This is a genomic window from Citrobacter sp. MGH100 (assembly GCF_001034465.1).
Classification (GTDB): domain Bacteria; phylum Pseudomonadota; class Gammaproteobacteria; order Enterobacterales; family Enterobacteriaceae; genus Citrobacter; species Citrobacter youngae.
In genome coordinates this window covers 426871-447324 of sequence record NZ_KQ089802.1, presented here as the reverse complement: position 1 = coordinate 447324, position 20454 = coordinate 426871, and the positions used below count along the sequence as shown (strand labels likewise).

Genomic DNA, 20454 nt, shown 5'->3' with positions numbered 1-20454 from the left:
CTCATTTAATCCGGGGAACTCATGGCTATCAAACTTATTGCTATCGACATGGATGGCACACTTCTGCTGCCCGATCACACCATTTCACCAGCGGTCAAAACGGCGATTGCCGCGGCACGCGCGCGAGGTGTGAATGTGGTGCTGACCACGGGGCGCCCGTATGCTGGCGTCCACAGCTATCTGAAAGAACTGCATATGGAACAACCCGGTGACTACTGTATTACCTACAACGGTGCGCTGGTGCAGAAAGCCGGAGATGGAAGCACCGTCGCGCAAACCGCGCTGAGCTATGATGATTACCGCTTCCTGGAACAACTCTCCAGGACGGTCGGTTCGCATTTCCACGCACTCGATCGCAATACTCTGTATACCGCCAACCGTGATATCAGTTACTACACGGTGCATGAGTCTTTTGTCGCGACCATCCCGCTGGTGTTCTGTGAAGCAGAGAAAATGGACCCGGCGACCCAGTTCCTGAAAGTGATGATGATTGATGAACCAGAAATCCTCGATCAAGCCATCTCGCGTATTCCAGCAGAGGTAAAAGAGAAGTACACCGTGCTGAAAAGTGCGCCATATTTCCTCGAAATTCTGGATAAACGCGTCAATAAAGGCACTGGCGTGAAATCGCTGGCCGATGCGTTAGGAATTAAAGCCGAAGAGGTGATGGCGATTGGCGATCAGGAAAATGATATCGCGATGATCGAATACGCAGGCGTAGGCGTTGCAATGGATAATGCTATTTCGTCGGTGAAAGAAGTGGCTAACTTCGTGACGAAATCCAATCTTGAAGACGGCGTAGCCTGGGCGATTGAGAAATACGTTCTCTCCTGATACACGTATGCCTGGCTTCGGCCAGGCATAAAACATTAAGAATGTTATAAAAATCATGTTTGTATTATCAGATGTGAAATCGCACATTAATCCCCCCACTTAGCACGTAACTTCTATACTCTCCCCCCTTCTTTTATATTCGGGCGATTCCTGCCTGCAACTATGTTTCCTTATGACTAACACACGCATCCGCCTGGTGTTGATGACGTCTTCCTGTTTGGCTTTTCAGGCCTGGGCTGCGACGGATTCTGGCTCAACATTGACACCGCTGTATGACTATCAGGACGATGGTCAGGCTACTTCTTTGCCGACAAAACCCGCGGCTAAACCAACCACAAGCCACTCTGTTTTGCCGTTTTTAGGAGAGGAGGCACGTAAACGAGGCTACGACCTGCCTGAGCCGTTTGGCGTGAATATTAACTACATGAATATCAGGCAAAACATTAATGTAGACAGCATCAATTTCAACGGTCTTTCCCTGCGCGGTCACTCGTTGGATAACGCGTTTAAAATCAACGTCGGCAACACCCGGGAGAGAAGTAAAACCGAAACCTTAAAACTGGATGCCTGGCTGCTGCCCTTTATGAACGTCTATGGTCTGATTGGCTATACCGACGGACACTCTGTTTCGCAGATAGGTGTAGGAATCAAAGGACCACGTAAATACCGTACACCAGCCAATTTGCAGAATCTGGCATTTCAGCTCGACTTTAAAGGCACAACCTACGGTGTAGGAACGACTCTGGTTGGTGGAGTGGGCAACTGGTTTACGGCTTTTGATGCCAACTATACGCAAACACAGTTCGATATCCTTGATGGCAGTATTAATGCCTTTACCATCTCTCCGCGTGTAGGTTATCGCTTTACCACTCCCGGCATGGAGACCCTGCACATGCCATCCGGTAAGTTAAATCTGTGGGTGGGCAGCATGTATCAGGATGTGCAGCAAGAATTTAGCGGCAGCCTGAACGATCTCACGATGCCTTCTGCGGCGCTGCAAAAAATGGTGGATATTGCGAACAAGGATAGCAATGGTCGCTTCGATGTTAAACAACACCTGCAATCCCCCTGGAACGTGCTGGTAGGCGCGCAATATGAGTTGACCCGCAACGTTAATATCACCACCGAAATTGGCTTCGCCGACCGTAATAGCTTCTTTGCTGCGGGAGAGTATCGTTTTTGACGCGCATCGGCCTGCTTCTGTTTTTCTGCCTGTTTGCCGGATACGTTCAGTCGGCGCTGCCGACCCGCAATGAGATTGACGGCTGGCTGAATAAACTGGGCGCCAGCGATAACTTTAACGCTACTAAAGGTATCGACTGGGGAGTGATGCCTGGGCCGTTTTATACCCCGGAACTGGGGCTGGGGATCGGGACGGCGGTAGTGGGGATGTATCGACCCGATCCGAACGATACGGTGAGTCAAAACTCGACGCTGACGTTGAGCGGCTACTTTAGCTCAACGGGGGCCTTTGGCATCACGATGCAAAATTATGCTTTTTTCGCCGACGATCGCTGGCGTTTCTTTCTTAATGGCGCATTAACAGATACCCCAACCTACTACTGGGGGCAGGGTTTTAGCGCCGGAGATAAAGATAGCCAAAAACAGCAATATACCGCTCAGGTCCTGGATTTGCGTCCAACGCTATACCGGCGGTTAGCGCCTAACATCTATCTGGGGGTCGGCTGGTCGCTGAATACCCAGCATGCTGCGCAAATGGACGACAACGATCCGCCGAAAATTGAAACTACGCCGCAGGGGGCATCGGTTCTCAGTTCCGGGAGTAGCGTGGAACTGAGCTGGGACGATCGTGATTTCGTACCCAATCCGCGTAAAGGGCAGTATGCCGATGTGCGCTACACCCGCTTTACTCCTGAGGTGGGGAGCGATACCCGGTTTGATGAATACCAGTTGCATTACAGTCGTTACCACTCTCTGGACGATAAAAACGTGCTGGCATGGGAGGCGGATGGCACGTTTACCCAGGGAGCAGTGCCGTGGAGCATGATGCCGCTGCTCGGTAGCAATCAACGCATGCGCGGTTATTACGAAGGGCGCTATCGGGACAAGAATGTCGTCAGCGGGCAACTTGAGTATCGCCGCAAGCTCGATTGGCGGCACGGCGTGGTCGGTTGGCTGGGTGCAGGGACTATGGGGCCATCATTTAGTGCGCTGGACGACGGACGACTCCTGCCCTCGGCAGGAGTCGGTTATCGCTTTGAATTCAAGCCGCGCGTCAACGTACGCCTGGATTACGGCATCGGCAAAGGCAGCAGCGGTTTCTATTTTCAGGTCGGAGAGGCATTTTGAGCAGGTTGCTGAAAACTATGTCGTTACTGGCATCACTTCTCGCAGGCAGCGCTGGGGCGGCACTGCCAGTGGCATTAGATCTGTCTCCGCAGGTAACAACGAGAGCGACCACCGCGTGGCCTGCTATGCCGCCACAGCCACTGCCTAAAGGGTTACGTCCTTGCTGTGCATTTGGCTACAACTTGCATGCGGAATTGCTGGGCATGCCGGTACCGTTTTATCAGCTGGATAACGTGGTCCCGGCGAGCCACCTTGGATTGCATCAGTACAACGATAGCATGCTGGCCGGGCTGGAAAACCTGACCGGCTTAAGCCGTGAAAATAACGGCATTCTCTACACCACGCACGGTGGCTTTATTGATACCGCCCATGTGCGTGATACCGCTGATATGACGGTCTATATCTTTAGTCAGATCCTGCCGAAACTGGGGCAGGCTTTTACGCTCGATCTGGATAGCGAACTGGCCCAGCGTCGGTTAGTGTTTAATGCCTTTACACCACCAACCGATCCTGTCGCGCGTTACACGCTGGCAGCCTGGCTGGCCGCTCATCTGGCGTTTCAGGTAGCGGAGTGGCATGAAATTGCGCAATGGTACGGTTTTGAGTCTGTTCCCGGATTTTCTGAAGGTGTTTCTGCATTTTCGCCAGAGGATCTTTACTCCAATCTGCTTGGTGCCCGCCTGGCGGTGTCGCTGATTCTGGAGGGGCAAACAGTTTCTCAGGGGGTTTACGAGGTGGCGATGGGGACGGCACTTCGCCAGGCACTTGTCCATCTTGGCGCTCAGTCGCCGGAACTCACCCGTTTCCATTTCGATATGCTGGACGGCCGCTGGTGGAACAGTCGGCGTCGGGTGCCGGAAAAGTATCTGGTGCTGCGGCGTAACTATCAGATGGGGGATAATCGTTTGCCGACACGCGTGCCTGGCGAGCGGGCTGTTCTGCAGCGACTGGCGCTGCCGCACCACTGGCAGGGCGTTGATCTCAATGCTGTCGGAGAGTTGCAACTGTGGCCGGGTACAGCAATGGAGCAGTTACCGCCACCCATTCGTTACTATACGTTCGAGGACTTCCCCGCTTTGGCTGTGAACGCTCAGCAAGCTGATGCGCTTGCGGCCCGCTAAAGGCTTATGGGATACGCGCTGTGCGTGGTAAAAAGGAGCGGTATTTTTCGTCCGGGACACCACCATGAAACAAATCACCTTTGCAGCGCGTAATCATCAGCTTACCAATATCAACACCTGGACACCGGACAGCCAGTGGCTGGTCTTTGATGTGCGTCCTTCCGGTGCATCGTTTACCGGAGAGACGATTGAACGCGTCAATATTCACACCGGTGAGGTGGCGGTGATTTACCGTGCTACGCAAGGCGCACACGTCGGCGTGGTGACCGTTCATCCAAAAGCTGAAAAATATGTGTTCATTCATGGACCAGAAAACCCTGATGAAACATGGTATTACGATTTTCATCATCGACGTGGTGTGATTGCTACGCAGGCAGAGGTGGGGAATCTGGATGCGATGGATATTACTGCGCCGTATACCCCAGGCGCGCTGCGCGGTGGTAGTCATGTGCATGTTTTTAGCCCAAACGGCGAGTTTGTCAGTTTCACCTATAACGATCACGTGCTACATGAGCGCTCACCGGCGCTGGATTTACGCAATGTCGGCGTTGCTGCGCCGTATGGGCCGGTGAATGTATCCGCGCAGCATCCCCGTGAATACAGCGGGAACTCTTGGTGCGTGCTGGTGAGCCAGACGACACCAACGCCAAAACCGGGGAGCGATGAGATTAACCGCGCTTATGAAGAAGGCTGGGTGGGGGATCATACGCTGGCCTTTATCGGCGACACGTTGTCTGTCAGTGGCGAAAAAGTACCGGAACTGTTTATCGTTGATTTGCCACGCCATGAAAGTGGCTGGAAACAGCCTGGCGAGGCACCTCTGGAAGGAACGGAAGCAACAATGCCTGCGCCACCAGCCGGCATCGTTCAGCGCCGTCTGACGTTTACTCATGATCACGCCTTCCCGGGGCTGGTGAATCAACCGCGGCATTGGGTGCGCAGTAATCCAACGGCAGCCGAAATTGCGTTTCTGATGCGTGATGACAACGGTATCGTGCAGTTATGGTTGATTTCCCCACAGGGAGGAGAACCGCGTCAGCTTACCCGCTGTGACACGGATATTCAGTCAGCATTCAACTGGCATCCGTCGGGAAAATGGTTGGGATTTGTACTGCAGAACAGAATCGCTTGTTGTGATGCGCAGACGGGAGAGATTGAATTTTTAACGACCAGCCATGGCAACCCACCTTCAGCAGATGCGATCGTCTTCTCTCCTGATGGCCGACAGGTTGCATGGATGGAAGACGTCGACGGTTTCCGCCAGCTATGGGTGACAGAAACCAGACGTTAACTTAAGGCGCAGGCATTTGAGCTGGGGGGATAACGGCGTTGGTGGCTTGCGTTCTCTCCTCGCTCTTTTCTACGCGAGATCGAACCGAGTTATCTTTGCGAAAGAGATCCCACGGAAGCAGTACCGTATCCAGAACCGCGGTAAAAGGCATATCCAGAATCGCCAGCGACTTTGTTCCCCAGTTTGTATCACTTTCGCTAATCATTGTGGCGCTGGCGCGCGTGCCAGGATATATCCCTTCTTTCCCTCCGGTATGTGACATCACGCTGGAACAGCCGCTGATAAAAACCATCCCGCTGCACATCATCAGTGTTAACACTATTTTTTTTATCATCATTATTTCATCTGCTAATCATCGTGTTTGCAGGGTGAGTTAAAGCGATCCGTTGCGAAAATAACATCACCATCTTGTCGCACTGTGGCGGCAATCGCGATTTAACGATAACGACTGCTCCCCCCAGTGTATGCAATAGACAACAAACTGCAAAAAAAGTCAGAGGAGTACGCTTGAAAAGTTTGTATTAAGACCCATTTTTAGGGTGTAGACAAATGAAGGGCATGCCTGATGGGTGTCCTGGCTACCTGACCTGTCCAAGATGGAAGGTCCAACATTCTCGCTGATTTCAGGAGCTATTGATTATGCGTAACTTTGATTTATCCCCGCTATACCGTTCTGCTATTGGATTTGATCGTCTGTTTAACCTGCTGGAAAACAACCAGGGCCAAAGCAATGGTGGCTACCCTCCGTACAACGTTGAGCTGGTAGACGAAAACCACTACCGCATTGCGATTGCCGTTGCGGGCTTTGCTGAAAGCGAGCTGGAAATTACCGCCCAGGATAATTTGCTGGTGGTGAAAGGCGCGCATGCGGACGAGCAAAAAGAACGTACTTACCTGTACCAGGGTATTGCCGAACGCAACTTCGAACGCAAGTTCCAGTTAGCGGAGAACATCCACGTTCGCGGCGCAAACCTGGTAAACGGTCTGCTGTATATCGAGCTTGAGCGCGTGATTCCTGAAGCGAACAAACCGCGCCGCATCGAAATCAACTAATTTATCTGTCGGGCCGCTTGCGCGGCCCTGCTAAGCACAGGCTTGCCGTCAGGGAGCCGAAAGGTACTTACTCGCTTCTTAGAAGGAGAATATTATGCGTAACTACGATTTATCCCCACTGCTGCGTCAATGGATCGGTTTTGACAAACTGGCCAATGCATTACAAAACGCTGGTGAAAGCCAAAGCTTCCCACCCTATAACATCGAAAAGAGCGATGATAACCACTACCGCATTACCCTTGCGTTAGCCGGTTTCCGTCAGGAAGATTTGGATATTCAACTGGAAGGCACGCGTCTGACCGTAAAAGGTACGCCGCAGCAGCCGGAAAAAGAGACCAAATGGTTGCATCAGGGGCTGGTCACTCAATCATTCAGTCTGAGCTTTACGCTGGCTGAAAATATGGAAGTCTCCGGCGCAAGCTTCACCAATGGCTTGCTGCATATTGATTTGACCCGTAATGAACCTGAAACTATTGCTCCACAACGTATCGCCATCAGCGAACGTCCCGCATTAAATAGCTAAATAGCTCCAAGCCTTTGCCCCGCCAGAAATGACGGGGCTTTTTTGTGCTTTACCCCCCATACATTGCGCTTGTACTCTGCGAGAATCCATTTACTTAATGATGTTATTCACAGGGAACAGAAGAATGAGTGATATAGCATTGACGGTCAGCGTTCTGGCATTGGTGGCGGTTGTCGGGTTATGGATCGGCAACATTAAAGTACGGGGCGTTGGTTTTGGCATCGGAGGCGTACTGTTCGGCGGTATCATCGTCGGACACTTTGTCGATCAGGCAGGGATGACCCTGAGCGGCGATATGTTGCATTTTATTCAGGAATTTGGCCTGATACTCTTCGTCTATACCATCGGCATCCAGGTAGGGCCGGGTTTCTTTGCCTCACTGCGTGTTTCGGGACTGCGTCTGAACCTGTTTGCAGTGCTGATCGTGATTATCGGGGGGCTGGTTACCGCGCTTCTGCATAAGATCTTCGCTATTCCGCTGCCTGTGGTGCTGGGGATCTTCTCCGGCGCGGTCACCAATACGCCCGCACTGGGTGCCGGGCAGCAAATTCTGCGCGATCTGGGTACGCCGGGGGATGTGGTCGATCAGATGGGGATGAGCTATGCCATGGCTTATCCTTTCGGTATTTGCGGCATTTTGCTCACAATGTGGCTGATGCGCCTCATTTTCCGCGTGAACGTTGAGTCCGAAGCTCAGCAGCATGAATCAACGCTGACCAACGGTCATACGCTGATTCAGACGATGAACATTCGTGTTGAAAACCCGAACCTCAATAATATGGCGATTCAGGATGTCCCCATTCTGAACAGCGACAAAATCATCTGTTCACGCCTGAAGCGAGATGAAACGTTGATGGTGCCGTCGCCGGGGACGATTATCCAGATGGGCGATCTGCTTCACCTGGTCGGACAGCCTGGCGATCTGCATAATGCGAAGGTGGTGATTGGGCAGGAAGTGGACACTTCGCTGTCAACGCGGGGTACGGATTTGCGTGTTGAACGTGTCGTTGTGACCAACGAACAGGTGCTTGGCAAGCGGATCCGTGACCTGCACTTTAAAGAACGTTACGACGTGGTGATTTCCCGTCTGAACCGCGCGGGCGTTGAGCTGGTCGCCAGCAGCGATGCCAGCCTGCAATTTGGCGATATCCTCAATCTGGTGGGGCGTCCTTCGTCGATTGATGCCGTTGCCAATGTTGTGGGTAACGCACAGCAAAAACTGCAGCAGGTGCAGATGTTGCCGGTGTTTATTGGGATCGGGCTGGGGGTGTTGTTGGGTTCAATCCCGCTGTTTATCCCCGGTTTCCCGGTGGCATTAAAACTGGGGCTGGCCGGTGGACCACTGATTATGGCGCTGATTTTGGGGCGTATTGGCAGTATCGGTAAGCTGTACTGGTTTATGCCTCCCAGCGCGAACCTGGCGTTGCGAGAGTTGGGTATCGTACTGTTTCTCGCGGTGGTTGGTCTGAAGTCAGGCGGTGATTTTGTTCATACCCTGACGCAGGGCGACGGTCTGAGCTGGGTGGGCTACGGTATTTTTATCACCGCAATCCCGCTGATTACCGTCGGTCTGCTGGCGCGCCTTCTCACCAAAATGAACTACCTGACGCTGTGTGGCATGTTGGCCGGCTCAATGACCGATCCTCCTGCGCTGGCGTTTGCTAACAACCTGCATGCCACCAGCGGGGCGGCAGCGCTCTCCTACGCCACCGTTTATCCGCTGGTCATGTTCCTGAGGATTATCACCCCACAACTGCTGGCGGTGCTCTTCTGGGGATTAGGTTAAAACTGACCTATCCAGTCAGCATATCCAGGAATGCCTGATGCGCTGCGCTTATCCGACCTACATCGTTCACTGTAGGCCGGATAAGGCGCCAGTCGCCATCCGGCATTTCAAAGCACATCTCTCTTTTCCATTGTCTCATCACATTACACTCCCTTTCGTTTGCGAATCAGGTTCATACTCTTTCACTGTTCCGGTATAACGACCAGACTACAATATTGAAGGAGTCGCCATGAAGATTTCCCGCCTTGGAGAAGCGCCGGATTACCGCTTCTCACTGGCAAATGAGCGTACGTTTCTGGCGTGGATCCGCACTGCGCTGGGTTTTCTGGCGGCGGGCGTTGGTCTTGATCAACTGGCCCCGGACTTTGCTACGCCAGTCATCCGTGAGGCACTTGCTTTGCTGCTGTGTCTGTTTGCGGGTGGTCTGGCGATCTACGGTTATCTGCGCTGGTTGCGAAATGAAAAGGCGATGCGTCTGAAAGAGGACATGCCGTACACCAACAGCCTGCTGATTATCAGCGTCATGCTGACGCTTGTGGCGGTGATTGTTATGGCGCTGGTGCTGTATGCCGGGTAGTCGTAAGGCCCGTCGCCAGTCCGATCCTGGTCTACAACCGGAACGGACATCGCTGGCCTGGTTTCGCACGTTGCTAGGCTATGGCGCACTGATGGCGCTGGCGATTAAGCATAACTGGCATCAGGCGGGAGCGTTATTCTGGGTTTCAATAGCGGTGCTGGCAATTGTGGCGATTATTCTCTGGCGCTACACCCGCAGCCGTAACCTGATGGATGTTACGCATAGCGATTTTTCTGAATCTCGTGCGGTGCGTGACAAATTTATGATCTCCCTCGCGGTGTTATCCCTTGCAATACTGTTTGCTGTAACACACGTTCGTCAACTTATCGTATATATCGGGAATTTTGCATGACAGTATGTGAGGACATGGATGTTAGTGAGGGTATTTTAAAGGTGGTGATTGATCACCAGAAGAGTTTGCAACCTATTGAACTGTACCGTGATTTACGACAAGGTGATGTTCGTCTCGTACAGTTTATCCCTCTGATTAAGCGCGATGAAGCAGGCAACCTGACGGCTGAATCTGTCACACCAGAAGGGTGGGGGCAGTTTTTAAATACGATATTTGATATCTGGGTTCGTGAAGATATTAATCGGGTATCTATTCAGCTTTTTGATAAAACTCTGCGTCGATGGTGTGGTCTGGCGGTTCAAATTGAACGGCAATCGACCTCACAGCAGAGCGTGCGTTGTCGGTCATGTTCCTTATCGCAATTTTACCGTGGTGATTGCCCGGTGCATGGGGATACTCACGGGGAAAATGTGCTGTGTGCGGGATATCAGGCCTTCTTTGAACACTCATCACCCCATATGCGCGTCATGCGCGATCTGATTAAACAGCATCGCTCACCGATGGAGCTGATGGCGATGCTGCGTTGAGATCAGAGGGGGTTAGCGCCCTTTCACCAGGTATTGCGCCATCTCGGTTTCCGGCACCATGCCGCCGCCGGTCGCCCACACCAGGTGCGTGGCGTTATTGAGCTGATCCGCGCTCAATCCTTGCATCTGCTGGTAATTCGTGGAGGCGCAAACGTGCTGAGGGCCAGCCATGCCCGCCAGCGCCGATGGCTCAAGGCGAATACCTTCTTCCTGCGCCAGCCAGCCCAGCATATCGTACATAGTCTGATCGTCCAGGGTGTACAGTCCGTCGAGCAGGCGTTCCATCGCCCGGCCAACAAAGCCCGAGGCGCGACCGACTGCCAGCCCATCTGCCGCCGTCAGATTATCGATGCCGATATCCTGCACGGAAATGGTATCGTGCAGCCCGGTGTAAATCCCCAGCAGCATGCACGGGGAGTGGGTTGGTTCTGCGAAGAAGCAATGAACGTTGTCACCGAATGCCAGCTTCAGACCAAATGCCACCCCGCCAGGGCCGCCGCCGACGCCGCATGGCAGGTAAACAAACAGCGGATGATCGGCATCCACCACGCGCCCCTGCTGGGCAAACTGCGCTTTCAGACGCTGACCGGCGACCGCATAGCCTAAGAACAGCGTGCGGGAATTTTCATCATCGATAAAGAAACAGTTTGGATCGGACTGTGCCGCTTTGCGGCCCTGTTCAACCGCCACTCCGTAATCTTCTTCGTACTCCACCACCGTCACGCCGTGGCTGCGCAGCCTGGATTTTTTCCACGCGCGGGCATCGGCAGACATATGGACCGTAACGTTAAAGCCGATTCGGGCGCTCATGATGCCGATAGACATCCCCAGGTTGCCAGTTGAACCTACTGCGATGCTGTACTGGCTGAAGAACTGTTTGAACTCAGGAGAAAGCAGAATGCTGTAATCATCATTTGTCGTTAGCAGACCCGCTTTCAACGCCAGTTTTTCCGCGTGGGTCAGGACTTCATAAATGCCACCGCGGGCTTTAATTGAGCCAGAAATTGGCAAGTGACTGTCTTTCTTCAGCAGGATTTCGCCGTTAATGTGCTGCCCGAACTCTTTTTCCAACCGCTTTTGCATAGCCGGGATTGCGGCCAGCTCAGATTCGATAATGCCCCCAGTGGCGGCAGTTTCCGGGAAGGCCTGCGCCAGATACGGTGCGAAGCGCGTCAGACGCGCGTGGGCATCCTCAACGTCGTGTGCTGTCAGGCCAACATAGGGTAAACCTTCTGCAAGAGAGGTGGTGCCAGGGTTAAACCAGGTTGTCTCTTTCAGAGCCACCAGATCTTCCACTAAAGGATGCTGGGCGATAAGTGTTTGAATGTTTTCCATAGTCAGTCTCTTCGCGCTTAGATAATAAAGGAAAGCAGGAATGTGCAAGCCAGTGCAATAACGGACGCGATAAATGTCGCGGTCGTATAGTATTTGAACGTTTCATTCAGGGTGGCGCCGCAATACTGCTTCACCAGCCAGAACAGGGAATCGGTGACGATCGTGCAGCCAATAGCGCCGGAACCGATGGCAATGGCGATGATCTCCGGGCTAACGTTGGGATAGAGCGGCAGCATCGGTGCCACAATTGCCGTTGCGCCCATCATCGCCACCGTGGCAGAGCCTACCGCCGCATGCAGAATCAGAGCGACCAGCCACGCCAGCAGAATCGGGTGCATATGCATGTTTGAGAGGATCAGCGCGAGGGTATCCGCCAGCCCACTGCTCTTGAGGATAGCGTTGAATGCGCCGCCTGCACCGATAATCAGCAGAATGTTAGCAATCGAGCCAAAACCGTTTTCGGTGTGGGTCAGCAGCGCTCCCATACCAATGTGTTGACGCAGGCCGAGAATGTAGTAGGCCACGAAAACGGCGATAAACATCGCGGTGATCGGGTTACCAATAAACTCCAGCAGCGTATACAGCGTACCGCCTTTCGCCATGTTCAGCTCAGCGACGGTTTTGACCAGCATCAGGCCAATGGGTAACAGGACGGTAAACAGCGTGGCACCCAGCGACGGCAGCGTACTTTCGTCGCGCACTTTCAGGTCGGAAAACTCAGCCGGTACCGGTTTAAATGGCAGACGGTTACCGAGGAATTTCAGGTACAACGGTCCGCCGACAAGCGAAGCCATTAAACCCACCAGTAAGCCGTAGACAATCACGGTGCCAATGTCTGCGCCCAGCTTGTTGGCCACGAACAGCGCCGCCGGATGCGGAGGTACGACGCAGTGCACCGCCATCAGCGCGGTACACAGCGGGATCGCCAGCTTCAGTAATGAGGTATTGGTTTTTTTAGCAATCGAAAAGGCCAGTGGAATCAACAGCACCACGCCGACCTCAACGAACAGCGTGATCCCGCAAATCAGCCCGACCAGCACCATAATGACGTCAGCGGAAAGCCAGCGGCAGCGCTGCAGCGTCAGACCGATGCGTTCGGCCGCGCCGGACACTTCCATCATTTTGCCCAGAATGGTCCCAAGGCCAATAACCGCCGCGAGGAAGCCCAGCGTACCGCCGATGCCGCTCTCAATGGCATTGACCATATCCAGCGGCCCCATCCCCATCATCGTACCCACGAAGAAACTGGCTAACAGCAGCGCCAGAAACGGGTGGAATTTGAACTTCACGATGGTCAAAACGATTAACACGATGCTTATCAGCAGCGTGCTCACAACCCCGATTTGAGAGTGCATAGCTCACCTTGCCCTGTGATTAATATAGGGTTATTGGACAAAAATAAGGCACCGTCTGACAAACGATATAAATCTCCTTTCACATGAGCCAGATTGCATCAAATGAGTGATTTACGTCTAATTACGCTGCATTTATGCGATATGATTCACCTTGATTCATCTTTGTGCTGATTTTTACAGCGAACTTTTTTACACTCCGGCGCATGAATCAGGAGGACTGGAGGTGAGTTTGGATCCCCTACGCGAGGTCAGAAACCGGCTGCTCAATGGCTGGCAGTTGTCAAAGCTGTATACCTTTGAAGTGGCGGCCCGGCATCAGTCGTTTGCGCTGGCAGCAGATGAGCTGTCGTTAAGCCCCAGCGCCGTCAGCCATCGCATTAATCAGCTGGAAGATGAGCTGGGCATTCAGCTGTTTGTCCGTTCACACCGTAAAGTGGAACTCACCCACGAGGGTAAGCGGGTGTTCTGGGCGCTGAAATCGTCGCTGGATACGTTGAATCAGGAGATCCTCGATATTAAAAATCAGGAGTTGTCCGGGACGCTCACCGTCTACTCGCGGCCTTCTATCGCCCAGTGCTGGCTGGTTCCGGCGCTCGGCGACTTTACCCGTCGCTATCCGTCGATTTCACTGACCATCCTGACCGGCAACGACAACGTCAATTTACAGCGTGCCGGGGTCGATTTGGCTATCTATTTTGACGATGCGCCCTCCGCGCAGCTTACGCACCACTTCCTGATGGATGAAGAGATCCTGCCGGTATGCAGCCCGGACTACGCTCGCCGCCATGACCTTACCGGTTCGCTGGTGAATTTGCCGCACTGCACCTTGCTGCATGACAGACAGGCATGGAGTAACGACTCAGGAACCGATGAATGGCACAGTTGGGCGCAGCATTTTGCCGTGAATTTGCCGACATCATCGGGTATCGGCTTTGATCGTTCTGATTTAGCGGTAATTGCCGCCATGAACCATATCGGCGTGGCGATGGGCCGAAAACGGCTGGTGCAGAAACGTCTCGACAGCGGGGAACTGGTCGCGCCTTTCGGTGATATGGCGCTGAAATGCCATCAACACTATTACATCACCACGCTGCCCGGCAGGCAGTGGCCAAAAATCGAGGCATTTATTGGCTGGCTGCAGGAGCAGGTTAAATAAGCGGGCCGCGAATATTTTTTACGCTTTCTCTCTACACGGAAAGTGAAAAAGCATGCTAAATACGTGATATCACTCCTGATGATTTGCGTAAGGACGACCGTGTTAAAGCCGATTGTTTCCCTTTTACTGTTAGCCAGCGCCACCGTGTATGCCGCGCCCCCTGTGCTGACGGCGGCGCTGTATGCGCAGCAGCTTGGCGTTGGAATGGACGTAGACTGGGCTCGCACAGATCGCGGTATCCGCGAGTTCGATCCGCTGGTGGTACGGGATTTCAAGGCGAAGGGGATCTCTCATGTGCGTATTCGTGTGGCTGGTGAGCCAACAGAAGCCAGGCTCATCCATTTGCGCAAGCTGGTAGAGGCTTGCGAGCAATACGGCGTGATCCCGATCATTGCCTATCAGGCAGACGAATATAAAAAAGACCCCAGCGCCGGTAACGAAAAAGAGGTGGTTAACTGGTGGGTGGCGGTGGCGCATTACTTTGGTCAAGGCTCGCCGTTGCTGGGTTTCGACCTGATATATGAGCCTGCCGATAAGCTTAATCACAATCAGACTTCGCTCAATCGGGTGTACGACAAAACGATTCGCACAATCCACGCCATTTCGCCGCAGCGGATGATTTTCATTGCTCCGCGACTGCGCGCGGCACCGGAAGATTTGCCTAATCTGAAATTACCGCCGCAAAGTCAGAATACCGTTCTGGCTGAATGGCATATCTTCCCGTGGGGGCCGCTAAAAAATAACGGTAAGTATCCCTGGACGTCGGGGACTGCGGCAGAAAAAGCCGCCATTCGCGCCCGTATTAATACGGCCATTCACTGGCAACAGAAAACGGGTCATCTCAGTTGGGTGGGGGGCTGGTCGCCGGGAGAGACCATCAAAAACGCGCCTTCTGCCGCGCAAACTGCATTTGCACGGTTTATGGCATGTGAACTGCGCAAGGCGAAAATCCCCTATGCTATCAATGCGGATATGCAGTTCTATGATGGCGAAGAAGGGGCCTGGCGTCCGGCGCTGGAGCCGTTGCTGACGACGATGATCGCGCCAGAATGCGAAAAGCCCGGCGATAAGCCGGGCCATCATACGCTTAAACCGCCTGTCCCTGATGCGACACGCGTGATGCCAGCGGAAGCCAGCAAACAAAAATCAACAGCCCCATAAGGGTCATCAGCAGGCCCAGACTGGCTTGCCCGGTCTGCGGCAGCATGGCAGAAAACCATGCCAGCACGCCGGAACCAATGTTCTGTAATCCCCCAACCAGCGCGCCAGCCGTGCCTGCCAGGAACGGGAAAGGCTCCATTGCACCGCTGGTTGCCAGCGGAAACAACATTCCGGCACCGAAGAAAAACAGTGCGGCAGGAACCAGCAGCGTCCAGACGTTCATCACGTCAAACAGCCCTGGGATCCACATCATTAAACCCGCTACCAGACAGCAGGTCACCGACTGCCACATTAGCGTCGAGAAACGCTTATTAGGGCGACCGGCGAACCATGCGCCGAAAAACGCCGCCGGAATAGGCAGAATAAACAGGATGCTGACCGCCATGCTGCTTAGACCGAGCCGTGCGCCCAATAATACTCCGGAGCAGGCTTCAAAGACCGCAACGCCCGCCAGACCGCCGATCAACATCAGCACGTAACAGGTGAAAGAGCTATTACCAAACAGGGTTTTGTAGCTGGCGATCAGCCGTGGACGCGGCGCACCCGCAGGCCGTGTTTCCGGCATCCAGCGCGCCATGCTAAACGTCACACCCGCACACAGAATCAGCAGGAAAATATAGCAGGCGCGCCAGTTCCACACTGTATCCAGCATGCCGCCAATCAGCGGAGCTAACAGCGGACTGACCAGAATCCCCATGTTTAACAGACTATTGGCGTGGCGCAGTTGCGTGCCTTCGTACAGATCACGCGGTAACGTTCGCGCCATCACACCGCCGACGCCCGTTCCCATCCCCTGAATGGCACTGGCGATAATCAGTACCGTCAGGCTATGAGTGGTAATGGCGACCAGCGTGGCCAGCATAAAAATAGACATCCCGGCGAGGATCACCGGGCGGCGCCCTACGCGGTCTGAAAGGGGACCGTAAACCAGTTGCGACACGCCGTAGGTCAGCAGGTAGGCAGCCATTACGCTTTGCACCGCGCCTTCGCGAACGTTCAGTTCACGCGCCATATCAGCAATCGCGGGGATATAAATGGTTTGCGCCATTTGACCTACCGCCACCAGTAATACCAACATCAACAACAAATTGACGCTTCTATGCCTTTTCATTTCGCTGATTACTTTTAAAAAAGAGAAAAAAGAAGAATAAGGTGCTGCACTTTCCCGTAAATGCGCGTGGAATCTACCACAACAGAAAAAGAAGGCCAGATAGTGGACTGGAATGTTTGTGTGACGGACGGCAGGAAATGTAAACAAAATCCGGCAACAAATGTTGCCGGATTACATCGGGTTTACAACGCGATCATGATAAGCGGAGTAAAACTGCGCCGGCGGCAATACCTCCGGCTGCGACAAGACGTATTCCGGCAACCTTTTCTTTCAGCAGCAGCCACGCGAGCAGTGCGCCAAACAGAATGGATGTTTCACGCAGTGCAGCGACCACCGTCAGCGGGGCCTGAGTCATCGCCCACAGTGCCAGGCCGTAAGACCCCATCGTACCAATCCCGCCAAGAATACCTTTTTTCCACTGCTGTACCAGATAACGTGACGCTTCCCGGCGTCGGGCGAACATCGCCCAACCCAGCAGGCAGGAGCCGTTCAGAAAGAAGGTCCACAGCGTGTAGCCCAGCGCGGTTTCTGAAAGCCGAACACCGGTGCCATCAACCAGCGTATAACCGGCGATAAAACAGGCATTAATGAGTGCCAGGATAATCCCACGTTGCGAGCCGCAGCGTCCGTTAAATGCCATCCCGAGAATAGCCAGACAGATGGTGGCAATCCCCACCCAGGCGAGTAGCGAGAGGCTATCGCCAAGAAACAGGACGCTGATAATCGCGACCAGCAGCGGCGCTGTGCCGCGCATCATAGGATAGGTCTGGCTCATATCCGAAACCTGATAGGTTTTAGCGACCAGGACGGTATAGACCACCTGTAATGCGGTTGAGACAGCTAAAAACGGCAGGCTGGCGGCAGAGGGTTGCGGCGCAAAGGGTAAACAAATCAGCGCCATAATCGCAGCGGTTCCGCTGACGCTTATAGCCGAGTACAACTTGTCGTTTCCCGCTTTTACGATGGCATTCCAGCTGGCATGCAGCAGTGCGGCGAACAGCAAAATGCAGAAAACAGAAAGCGTCATGGCGGAATTCTTCCCTGAGGATGTCATAAAAACGTAACACATTGGCACGACACAAGCACCAGGGAGAAGGTGAAAGGGGAGCGGAGTGTTACCCGCCCCCCTTAGGTGCGACTTGAATCTGAATTACTTAACGTATTTCAGAACGGCATCAAGGAGTTGCAGTGCTGCAACAATGAGTTTGAGGATAAGAATAGCGATATCCACGAGGCTCATACGCTCTCCTTTTGGTACAAGGAGCACGGTGCTGGCGTACCTCGCCGCTGCCTGTTGCCAGCACCTTTGTTGACGTAACACAGTGTGCTCACTTAGGGGGTTAAGGCGCTGACGGCACCACCCGTTTCAGCCAGGACTTTGATGCGCCGGTAAAACAGCGGCCCCCTCGCGCACTGCGAACATTTACAGTATAGATAAATACTGTATGTATGAACAGTATTTTATGGACAAAATCCGCAAAGCGATCCATACTCAGAAACGTCAAAATCCGTGCCTTAAATTGCGCGTTCGTTCCCGATCGCGTATACTTCTTGCGTTGACGTAACACAGTGTGTTCTGCGGTTACCAGCCGCAAACCCTGAAAAAAACCTCGCCCCGGCGGGGTTTTTTGTTTTTACATTGCGTACAGATAAACGTGATCTTTGGCGCATTTTTGCGCAGATGAAAAATTTTCCATTGTCACGCTGAAAAACCTGTGTTTGTATAAATCCTGTTAACCAACAAACAGACAAGGCCCCTAATGAACCCTTCCATGCTGACTGCGACCCTACTAAAAACTGCGCCATCTCGCGCAGCGGTCGTCGTGCGTGTGGTGGTGGTCGTCGGCAATGCGCCGTAGGGTCCGGAACAACACACGATTCCAAAACCCCGCCGGCGCAAACCGGGCGGGGTTTTTCGTTTCAGAGACCTGCCCGGAGCAAAGGCCCAGAATAAAAGGACTGGAGCATGGCAAGTTCGGGCATAACATCCAAGCGTACGCGTTTTACGGGCGCAGAATTCATCGTTCATTTCCTGGAACGTCAGGGAATTAAAGTGGTCACCGGTATTCCTGGCGGCTCAATTCTCCCCGTCTACGACGCCTTGAGCCAAAGCACGAAAATCCGTCATATCCTGGCGCGCCACGAGCAGGGTGCGGGGTTTATCGCCCAGGGGATGGCACGAACCGAGGGTAAACCCGCCGTCTGTATGGCCTGTAGCGGACCGGGCGCAACCAACCTGGTGACCGCTATTGCCGATGCGCGCCTGGATTCCATCCCGTTGGTGTGTATCACCGGTCAGGTTCCGGCCTCGATGATCGGCACCGACGCTTTCCAGGAAGTTGACACCTACGGCATCTCTATCCCCATCACCAAACACAATTATCTGGTTCGCCATATCAATGAATTACCGCAGGTCATGAGCGATGCCTTCCGCATTGCGCAGTCAGGACGCCCAGGCCCGGTGTGGATAGACATACCTAAGGACATTCAAACAGCCGTATTTGAAATTGAAGAGATGCCGGAGCCTGCAGAAAAAGCCCCTGCGCCAACCTTTAGCGCGGACAGCGTTCGCGATGCTGCCGCCATGATTAATGCGGCACAACGTCCGGTGTTGTACCTCGGCGGCGGCGTGATTAACGCGCCGGAGCGCGTTCGTGAGCTGGCCGAAAAAGCAAAACTGCCTACCACCATGACGTTGATGGCGCTGGGCATGCTGCCAAAAGCGCATCCACTGTCGTTAGGCATGTTGGGTATGCATGGCGCGCGCAGCACCAACTTTATTCTGCAAGAGGCTGATTTACTGATTGTTCTTGGCGCACGTTTTGATGACCGGGCAATTGGTAAAACCGAACAGTTCTGCCCGAATGCCAAAATCATCCACGTGGATATTGACCGCGCGGAGCTGGGTAAAATCAAACAGCCGCACGTGGCCATTCAGGCAGATGTCGATGAGGTGCTGGAACAGCTGATCCCATTGATTGAGGCACAACCGCGGGACGCGTGGCATCAGATGGTGGCCGATTTACAACGCGAATTCCCTTGTACTATTCCACAGGAAAGCGATCCGCTCAGCCATTATGGGCTGATTAACGCCGTTGCCGCCTGCGTGGACGACAGCGCGATTATCACTACCGACGTCGGCCAGCACCAGATGTGGGCGGCGCAGGCTTACCCGCTGAACCGTCCGCGCCAGTGGCTGACCTCCGGCGGTCTGGGAACCATGGGCTTTGGCCTGCCTGCGGCGATTGGTGCGGCGCTGGCGAACCCGGACAAGAAAGTGCTGTGTTTCTCCGGCGACGGCAGCCTGATGATGAATATTCAGGAAATGGCGACTGCCAGCGAAAATCAGCTGGATATTAAAATTATCCTGATGAATAACGAAGCACTGGGTCTGGTGTATCAGCAGCAGAGCCTGTTCTATAAGCAAGGCGTGTTTGCTGCGACCTATCCGGGGATGATTAACTTTATGCAGATTGCCGCCGGTTTTGGTCTCGAAACCTGTGATCTGAATAACGAAGCGGACCCACAGGCGGCGCTGCAGGAGATAATCAATCGTCCAGGACCCGCGCTGATCCACGTACGTATTGATGCAGAAGAAAAAGTGTATCCGATGGTACCGCCGGGTGCGGCAAACACTGAAATGGTGGGGGAATAAGCCATGCAACAGCAGACTCATGACAACGTAATCCTGGAACTCACCGTACGCAACCACCCGGGTGTAATGACCCACGTTTGTGGGCTGTTTGCCCGCCGTGCGTTCAACGTGGAAGGTATCCTCTGTCTACCGATTCAGGACAGTGATAAGAGCCGGATCTGGCTATTGGTGAATGATGACCAGCGTCTGGAGCAGATGATAAGCCAGATCGACAAACTGGAAGATGTGGTGAAAGTGGCGCGCAACCAGTCCGACCCGTCGATGTTTAACAAAATCACCGTGTTCTTTGAGTGATTCGCTCAAGGCT

General features: G+C 53.6%; 22 protein-coding genes and 1 other annotated feature. Of the genes, 16 read left to right on the top strand and 6 right to left on the bottom strand.

Translation table 11 applies throughout. The annotated features are described in order from the left end of the window. Window positions 1–21 precede the first annotated feature (21 nt). The 5 genes from yidA (at window position 22) to SK32_RS19930 (ending at window position 5556) form a co-directional block, all read left to right on the top strand. Window positions 22–834 (top strand): sugar-phosphatase, encoded by an 813-nt coding sequence (gene yidA, locus SK32_RS19950; protein ID WP_048213770.1) that lies wholly within the window; start codon window positions 22–24, stop codon window positions 832–834. A 172-nt stretch (window positions 835–1006) separates the two neighbouring features. After that, on the top strand, window positions 1007–2017 hold the full coding sequence (locus tag SK32_RS19945) for a hypothetical protein (RefSeq protein ID WP_075551444.1): 1011 nt from the start codon (window positions 1007–1009) through the stop codon (window positions 2015–2017). A 5-nt stretch (window positions 2018–2022) separates the two neighbouring features. Then, window positions 2023–3144 (top strand): BamA/TamA family outer membrane protein, encoded by a 1122-nt coding sequence (locus SK32_RS19940; RefSeq protein WP_086523819.1) that lies wholly within the window; start codon window positions 2023–2025, stop codon window positions 3142–3144. Then, window positions 3141–4265 carry a DUF4056 domain-containing protein gene (locus SK32_RS19935; RefSeq protein WP_370529569.1) on the top strand — a complete coding sequence of 375 codons (1125 nt, stop codon included), beginning with the start codon at window positions 3141–3143 and terminating at the stop codon, window positions 4263–4265. Before SK32_RS19940 ends, SK32_RS19935 begins: the two co-directional genes overlap by 4 nt. A gap of 64 nt (window positions 4266–4329) precedes the next feature. After that, entirely contained in the window at window positions 4330–5556 is a 1227-nt protein-coding gene (locus SK32_RS19930) for a YidR family protein (RefSeq protein WP_048213767.1), read from the top strand. 1 nt (window position 5557) lies between these two features. Here the strand turns inward: SK32_RS19930 and SK32_RS19925 are convergent, their stop codons facing one another. Continuing rightward, a complete protein-coding gene (locus SK32_RS19925) occupies window positions 5558–5890 on the bottom strand; it encodes a YceK/YidQ family lipoprotein (RefSeq protein ID WP_162873168.1) in 333 nt (110 codons plus the stop codon). Window positions 5891–6129: 239 nt separating this feature from the next. Beyond that, window positions 6130–6202 (top strand) — a sequence feature (ROSE (Repression Of Heat Shock gene Expression) occurs in the 5'-region of heat shock genes and acts as an RNA thermometer to modulate expression.). Here SK32_RS19925 and ibpA point away from each other — a divergent pair. The 6 genes from ibpA (at window position 6196) to SK32_RS19895 (ending at window position 10374) form a co-directional block, all read left to right on the top strand. After that, window positions 6196–6609, top strand: a complete 414-nt coding sequence (gene ibpA / locus SK32_RS19920; protein WP_040231504.1) for a small heat shock chaperone IbpA — start codon at window positions 6196–6198, stop codon at window positions 6607–6609. It overlaps the preceding feature by 7 nt. A 94-nt stretch (window positions 6610–6703) precedes the next feature. Further along, window positions 6704–7132 (top strand): small heat shock chaperone IbpB, encoded by a 429-nt coding sequence (gene ibpB / locus SK32_RS19915; RefSeq protein WP_005121488.1) that lies wholly within the window; start codon window positions 6704–6706, stop codon window positions 7130–7132. 124 nt (window positions 7133–7256) lie between these two features. After that, window positions 7257–8918: a putative transporter gene (locus tag SK32_RS19910; protein ID WP_048213765.1), complete on the top strand. Its 1662-nt coding sequence runs from the start codon at window positions 7257–7259 to the stop codon at window positions 8916–8918. 229 nt (window positions 8919–9147) lie between these two features. Next, entirely contained in the window at window positions 9148–9495 is a 348-nt protein-coding gene (locus SK32_RS19905) for a YidH family protein (RefSeq protein ID WP_005121491.1), read from the top strand. Continuing rightward, window positions 9485–9847, top strand: coding sequence for a DUF202 domain-containing protein (locus tag SK32_RS19900; protein WP_048213764.1), 363 nt, complete (start codon window positions 9485–9487; stop codon window positions 9845–9847). The genes SK32_RS19905 and SK32_RS19900 overlap by 11 nt, the downstream gene beginning before the upstream one ends. Further along, a complete protein-coding gene (locus SK32_RS19895) occupies window positions 9844–10374 on the top strand; it encodes a radical SAM protein (protein ID WP_048213763.1) in 531 nt (176 codons plus the stop codon). The genes SK32_RS19900 and SK32_RS19895 overlap by 4 nt, the downstream gene beginning before the upstream one ends. Before the next feature lie 12 nt (window positions 10375–10386). Here the strand turns inward: SK32_RS19895 and dsdA are convergent, their stop codons facing one another. Together dsdA and dsdX are read right to left on the bottom strand one after the other, a co-directional pair. Next, window positions 10387–11709 carry a D-serine ammonia-lyase gene (gene dsdA, locus SK32_RS19890; RefSeq protein WP_048213762.1) on the bottom strand — a complete coding sequence of 441 codons (1323 nt, stop codon included), beginning with the start codon at window positions 11707–11709 and terminating at the stop codon, window positions 10387–10389. 17 nt (window positions 11710–11726) lie between these two features. Then, on the bottom strand, window positions 11727–13064 hold the full coding sequence (gene dsdX / locus SK32_RS19885) for a D-serine transporter DsdX (RefSeq protein WP_048213761.1): 1338 nt from the start codon (window positions 13062–13064) through the stop codon (window positions 11727–11729). A 229-nt stretch (window positions 13065–13293) separates the two neighbouring features. Here dsdX and dsdC point away from each other — a divergent pair, with 229 nt between their 5' ends. Then, window positions 13294–14220 (top strand): DNA-binding transcriptional regulator DsdC, encoded by a 927-nt coding sequence (dsdC, locus tag SK32_RS19880; RefSeq protein ID WP_048213812.1) that lies wholly within the window; start codon window positions 13294–13296, stop codon window positions 14218–14220. Window positions 14221–14298: 78 nt separating this feature from the next. Next, window positions 14299–15381, top strand: a complete 1083-nt coding sequence (locus SK32_RS19875; RefSeq protein ID WP_048213760.1) for a cellulase family glycosylhydrolase — start codon at window positions 14299–14301, stop codon at window positions 15379–15381. Here the strand turns inward: SK32_RS19875 and emrD are convergent. The 3 genes from emrD to tisB form a co-directional block, all read right to left on the bottom strand. Continuing rightward, a complete protein-coding gene (gene emrD, locus SK32_RS19870) occupies window positions 15308–16492 on the bottom strand; it encodes a multidrug efflux MFS transporter EmrD (RefSeq protein WP_048213759.1) in 1185 nt (394 codons plus the stop codon). The two genes, SK32_RS19875 and emrD, sit on opposite strands and share 74 nt — an antisense overlap. A gap of 193 nt (window positions 16493–16685) precedes the next feature. Beyond that, window positions 16686–17519 (bottom strand): DMT family transporter, encoded by an 834-nt coding sequence (locus SK32_RS19865; protein ID WP_048213758.1) that lies wholly within the window; start codon window positions 17517–17519, stop codon window positions 16686–16688. A 123-nt stretch (window positions 17520–17642) separates the two neighbouring features. Then, window positions 17643–17732, bottom strand: a complete 90-nt coding sequence (gene tisB, locus SK32_RS19860; RefSeq protein WP_003023909.1) for a type I toxin-antitoxin system toxin TisB — start codon at window positions 17730–17732, stop codon at window positions 17643–17645. Window positions 17733–18252: 520 nt separating this feature from the next. Between tisB and ivbL the strand changes: the two genes are divergently transcribed. The 3 genes from ivbL (at window position 18253) to ilvN (ending at window position 20441) form a co-directional block, all read left to right on the top strand. Beyond that, window positions 18253–18351 carry an ilvB operon leader peptide IvbL gene (gene ivbL, locus SK32_RS25230; RefSeq protein WP_003827118.1) on the top strand — a complete coding sequence of 33 codons (99 nt, stop codon included), beginning with the start codon at window positions 18253–18255 and terminating at the stop codon, window positions 18349–18351. A gap of 107 nt (window positions 18352–18458) precedes the next feature. Then, entirely contained in the window at window positions 18459–20147 is a 1689-nt protein-coding gene (gene ilvB / locus SK32_RS19855; protein ID WP_048213757.1) for an acetolactate synthase large subunit, read from the top strand. A gap of 3 nt (window positions 20148–20150) precedes the next feature. After that, window positions 20151–20441 carry an acetolactate synthase small subunit gene (ilvN, locus tag SK32_RS19850; RefSeq protein ID WP_003023914.1) on the top strand — a complete coding sequence of 97 codons (291 nt, stop codon included), beginning with the start codon at window positions 20151–20153 and terminating at the stop codon, window positions 20439–20441. Window positions 20442–20454: the final 13 nt, after the last annotated feature.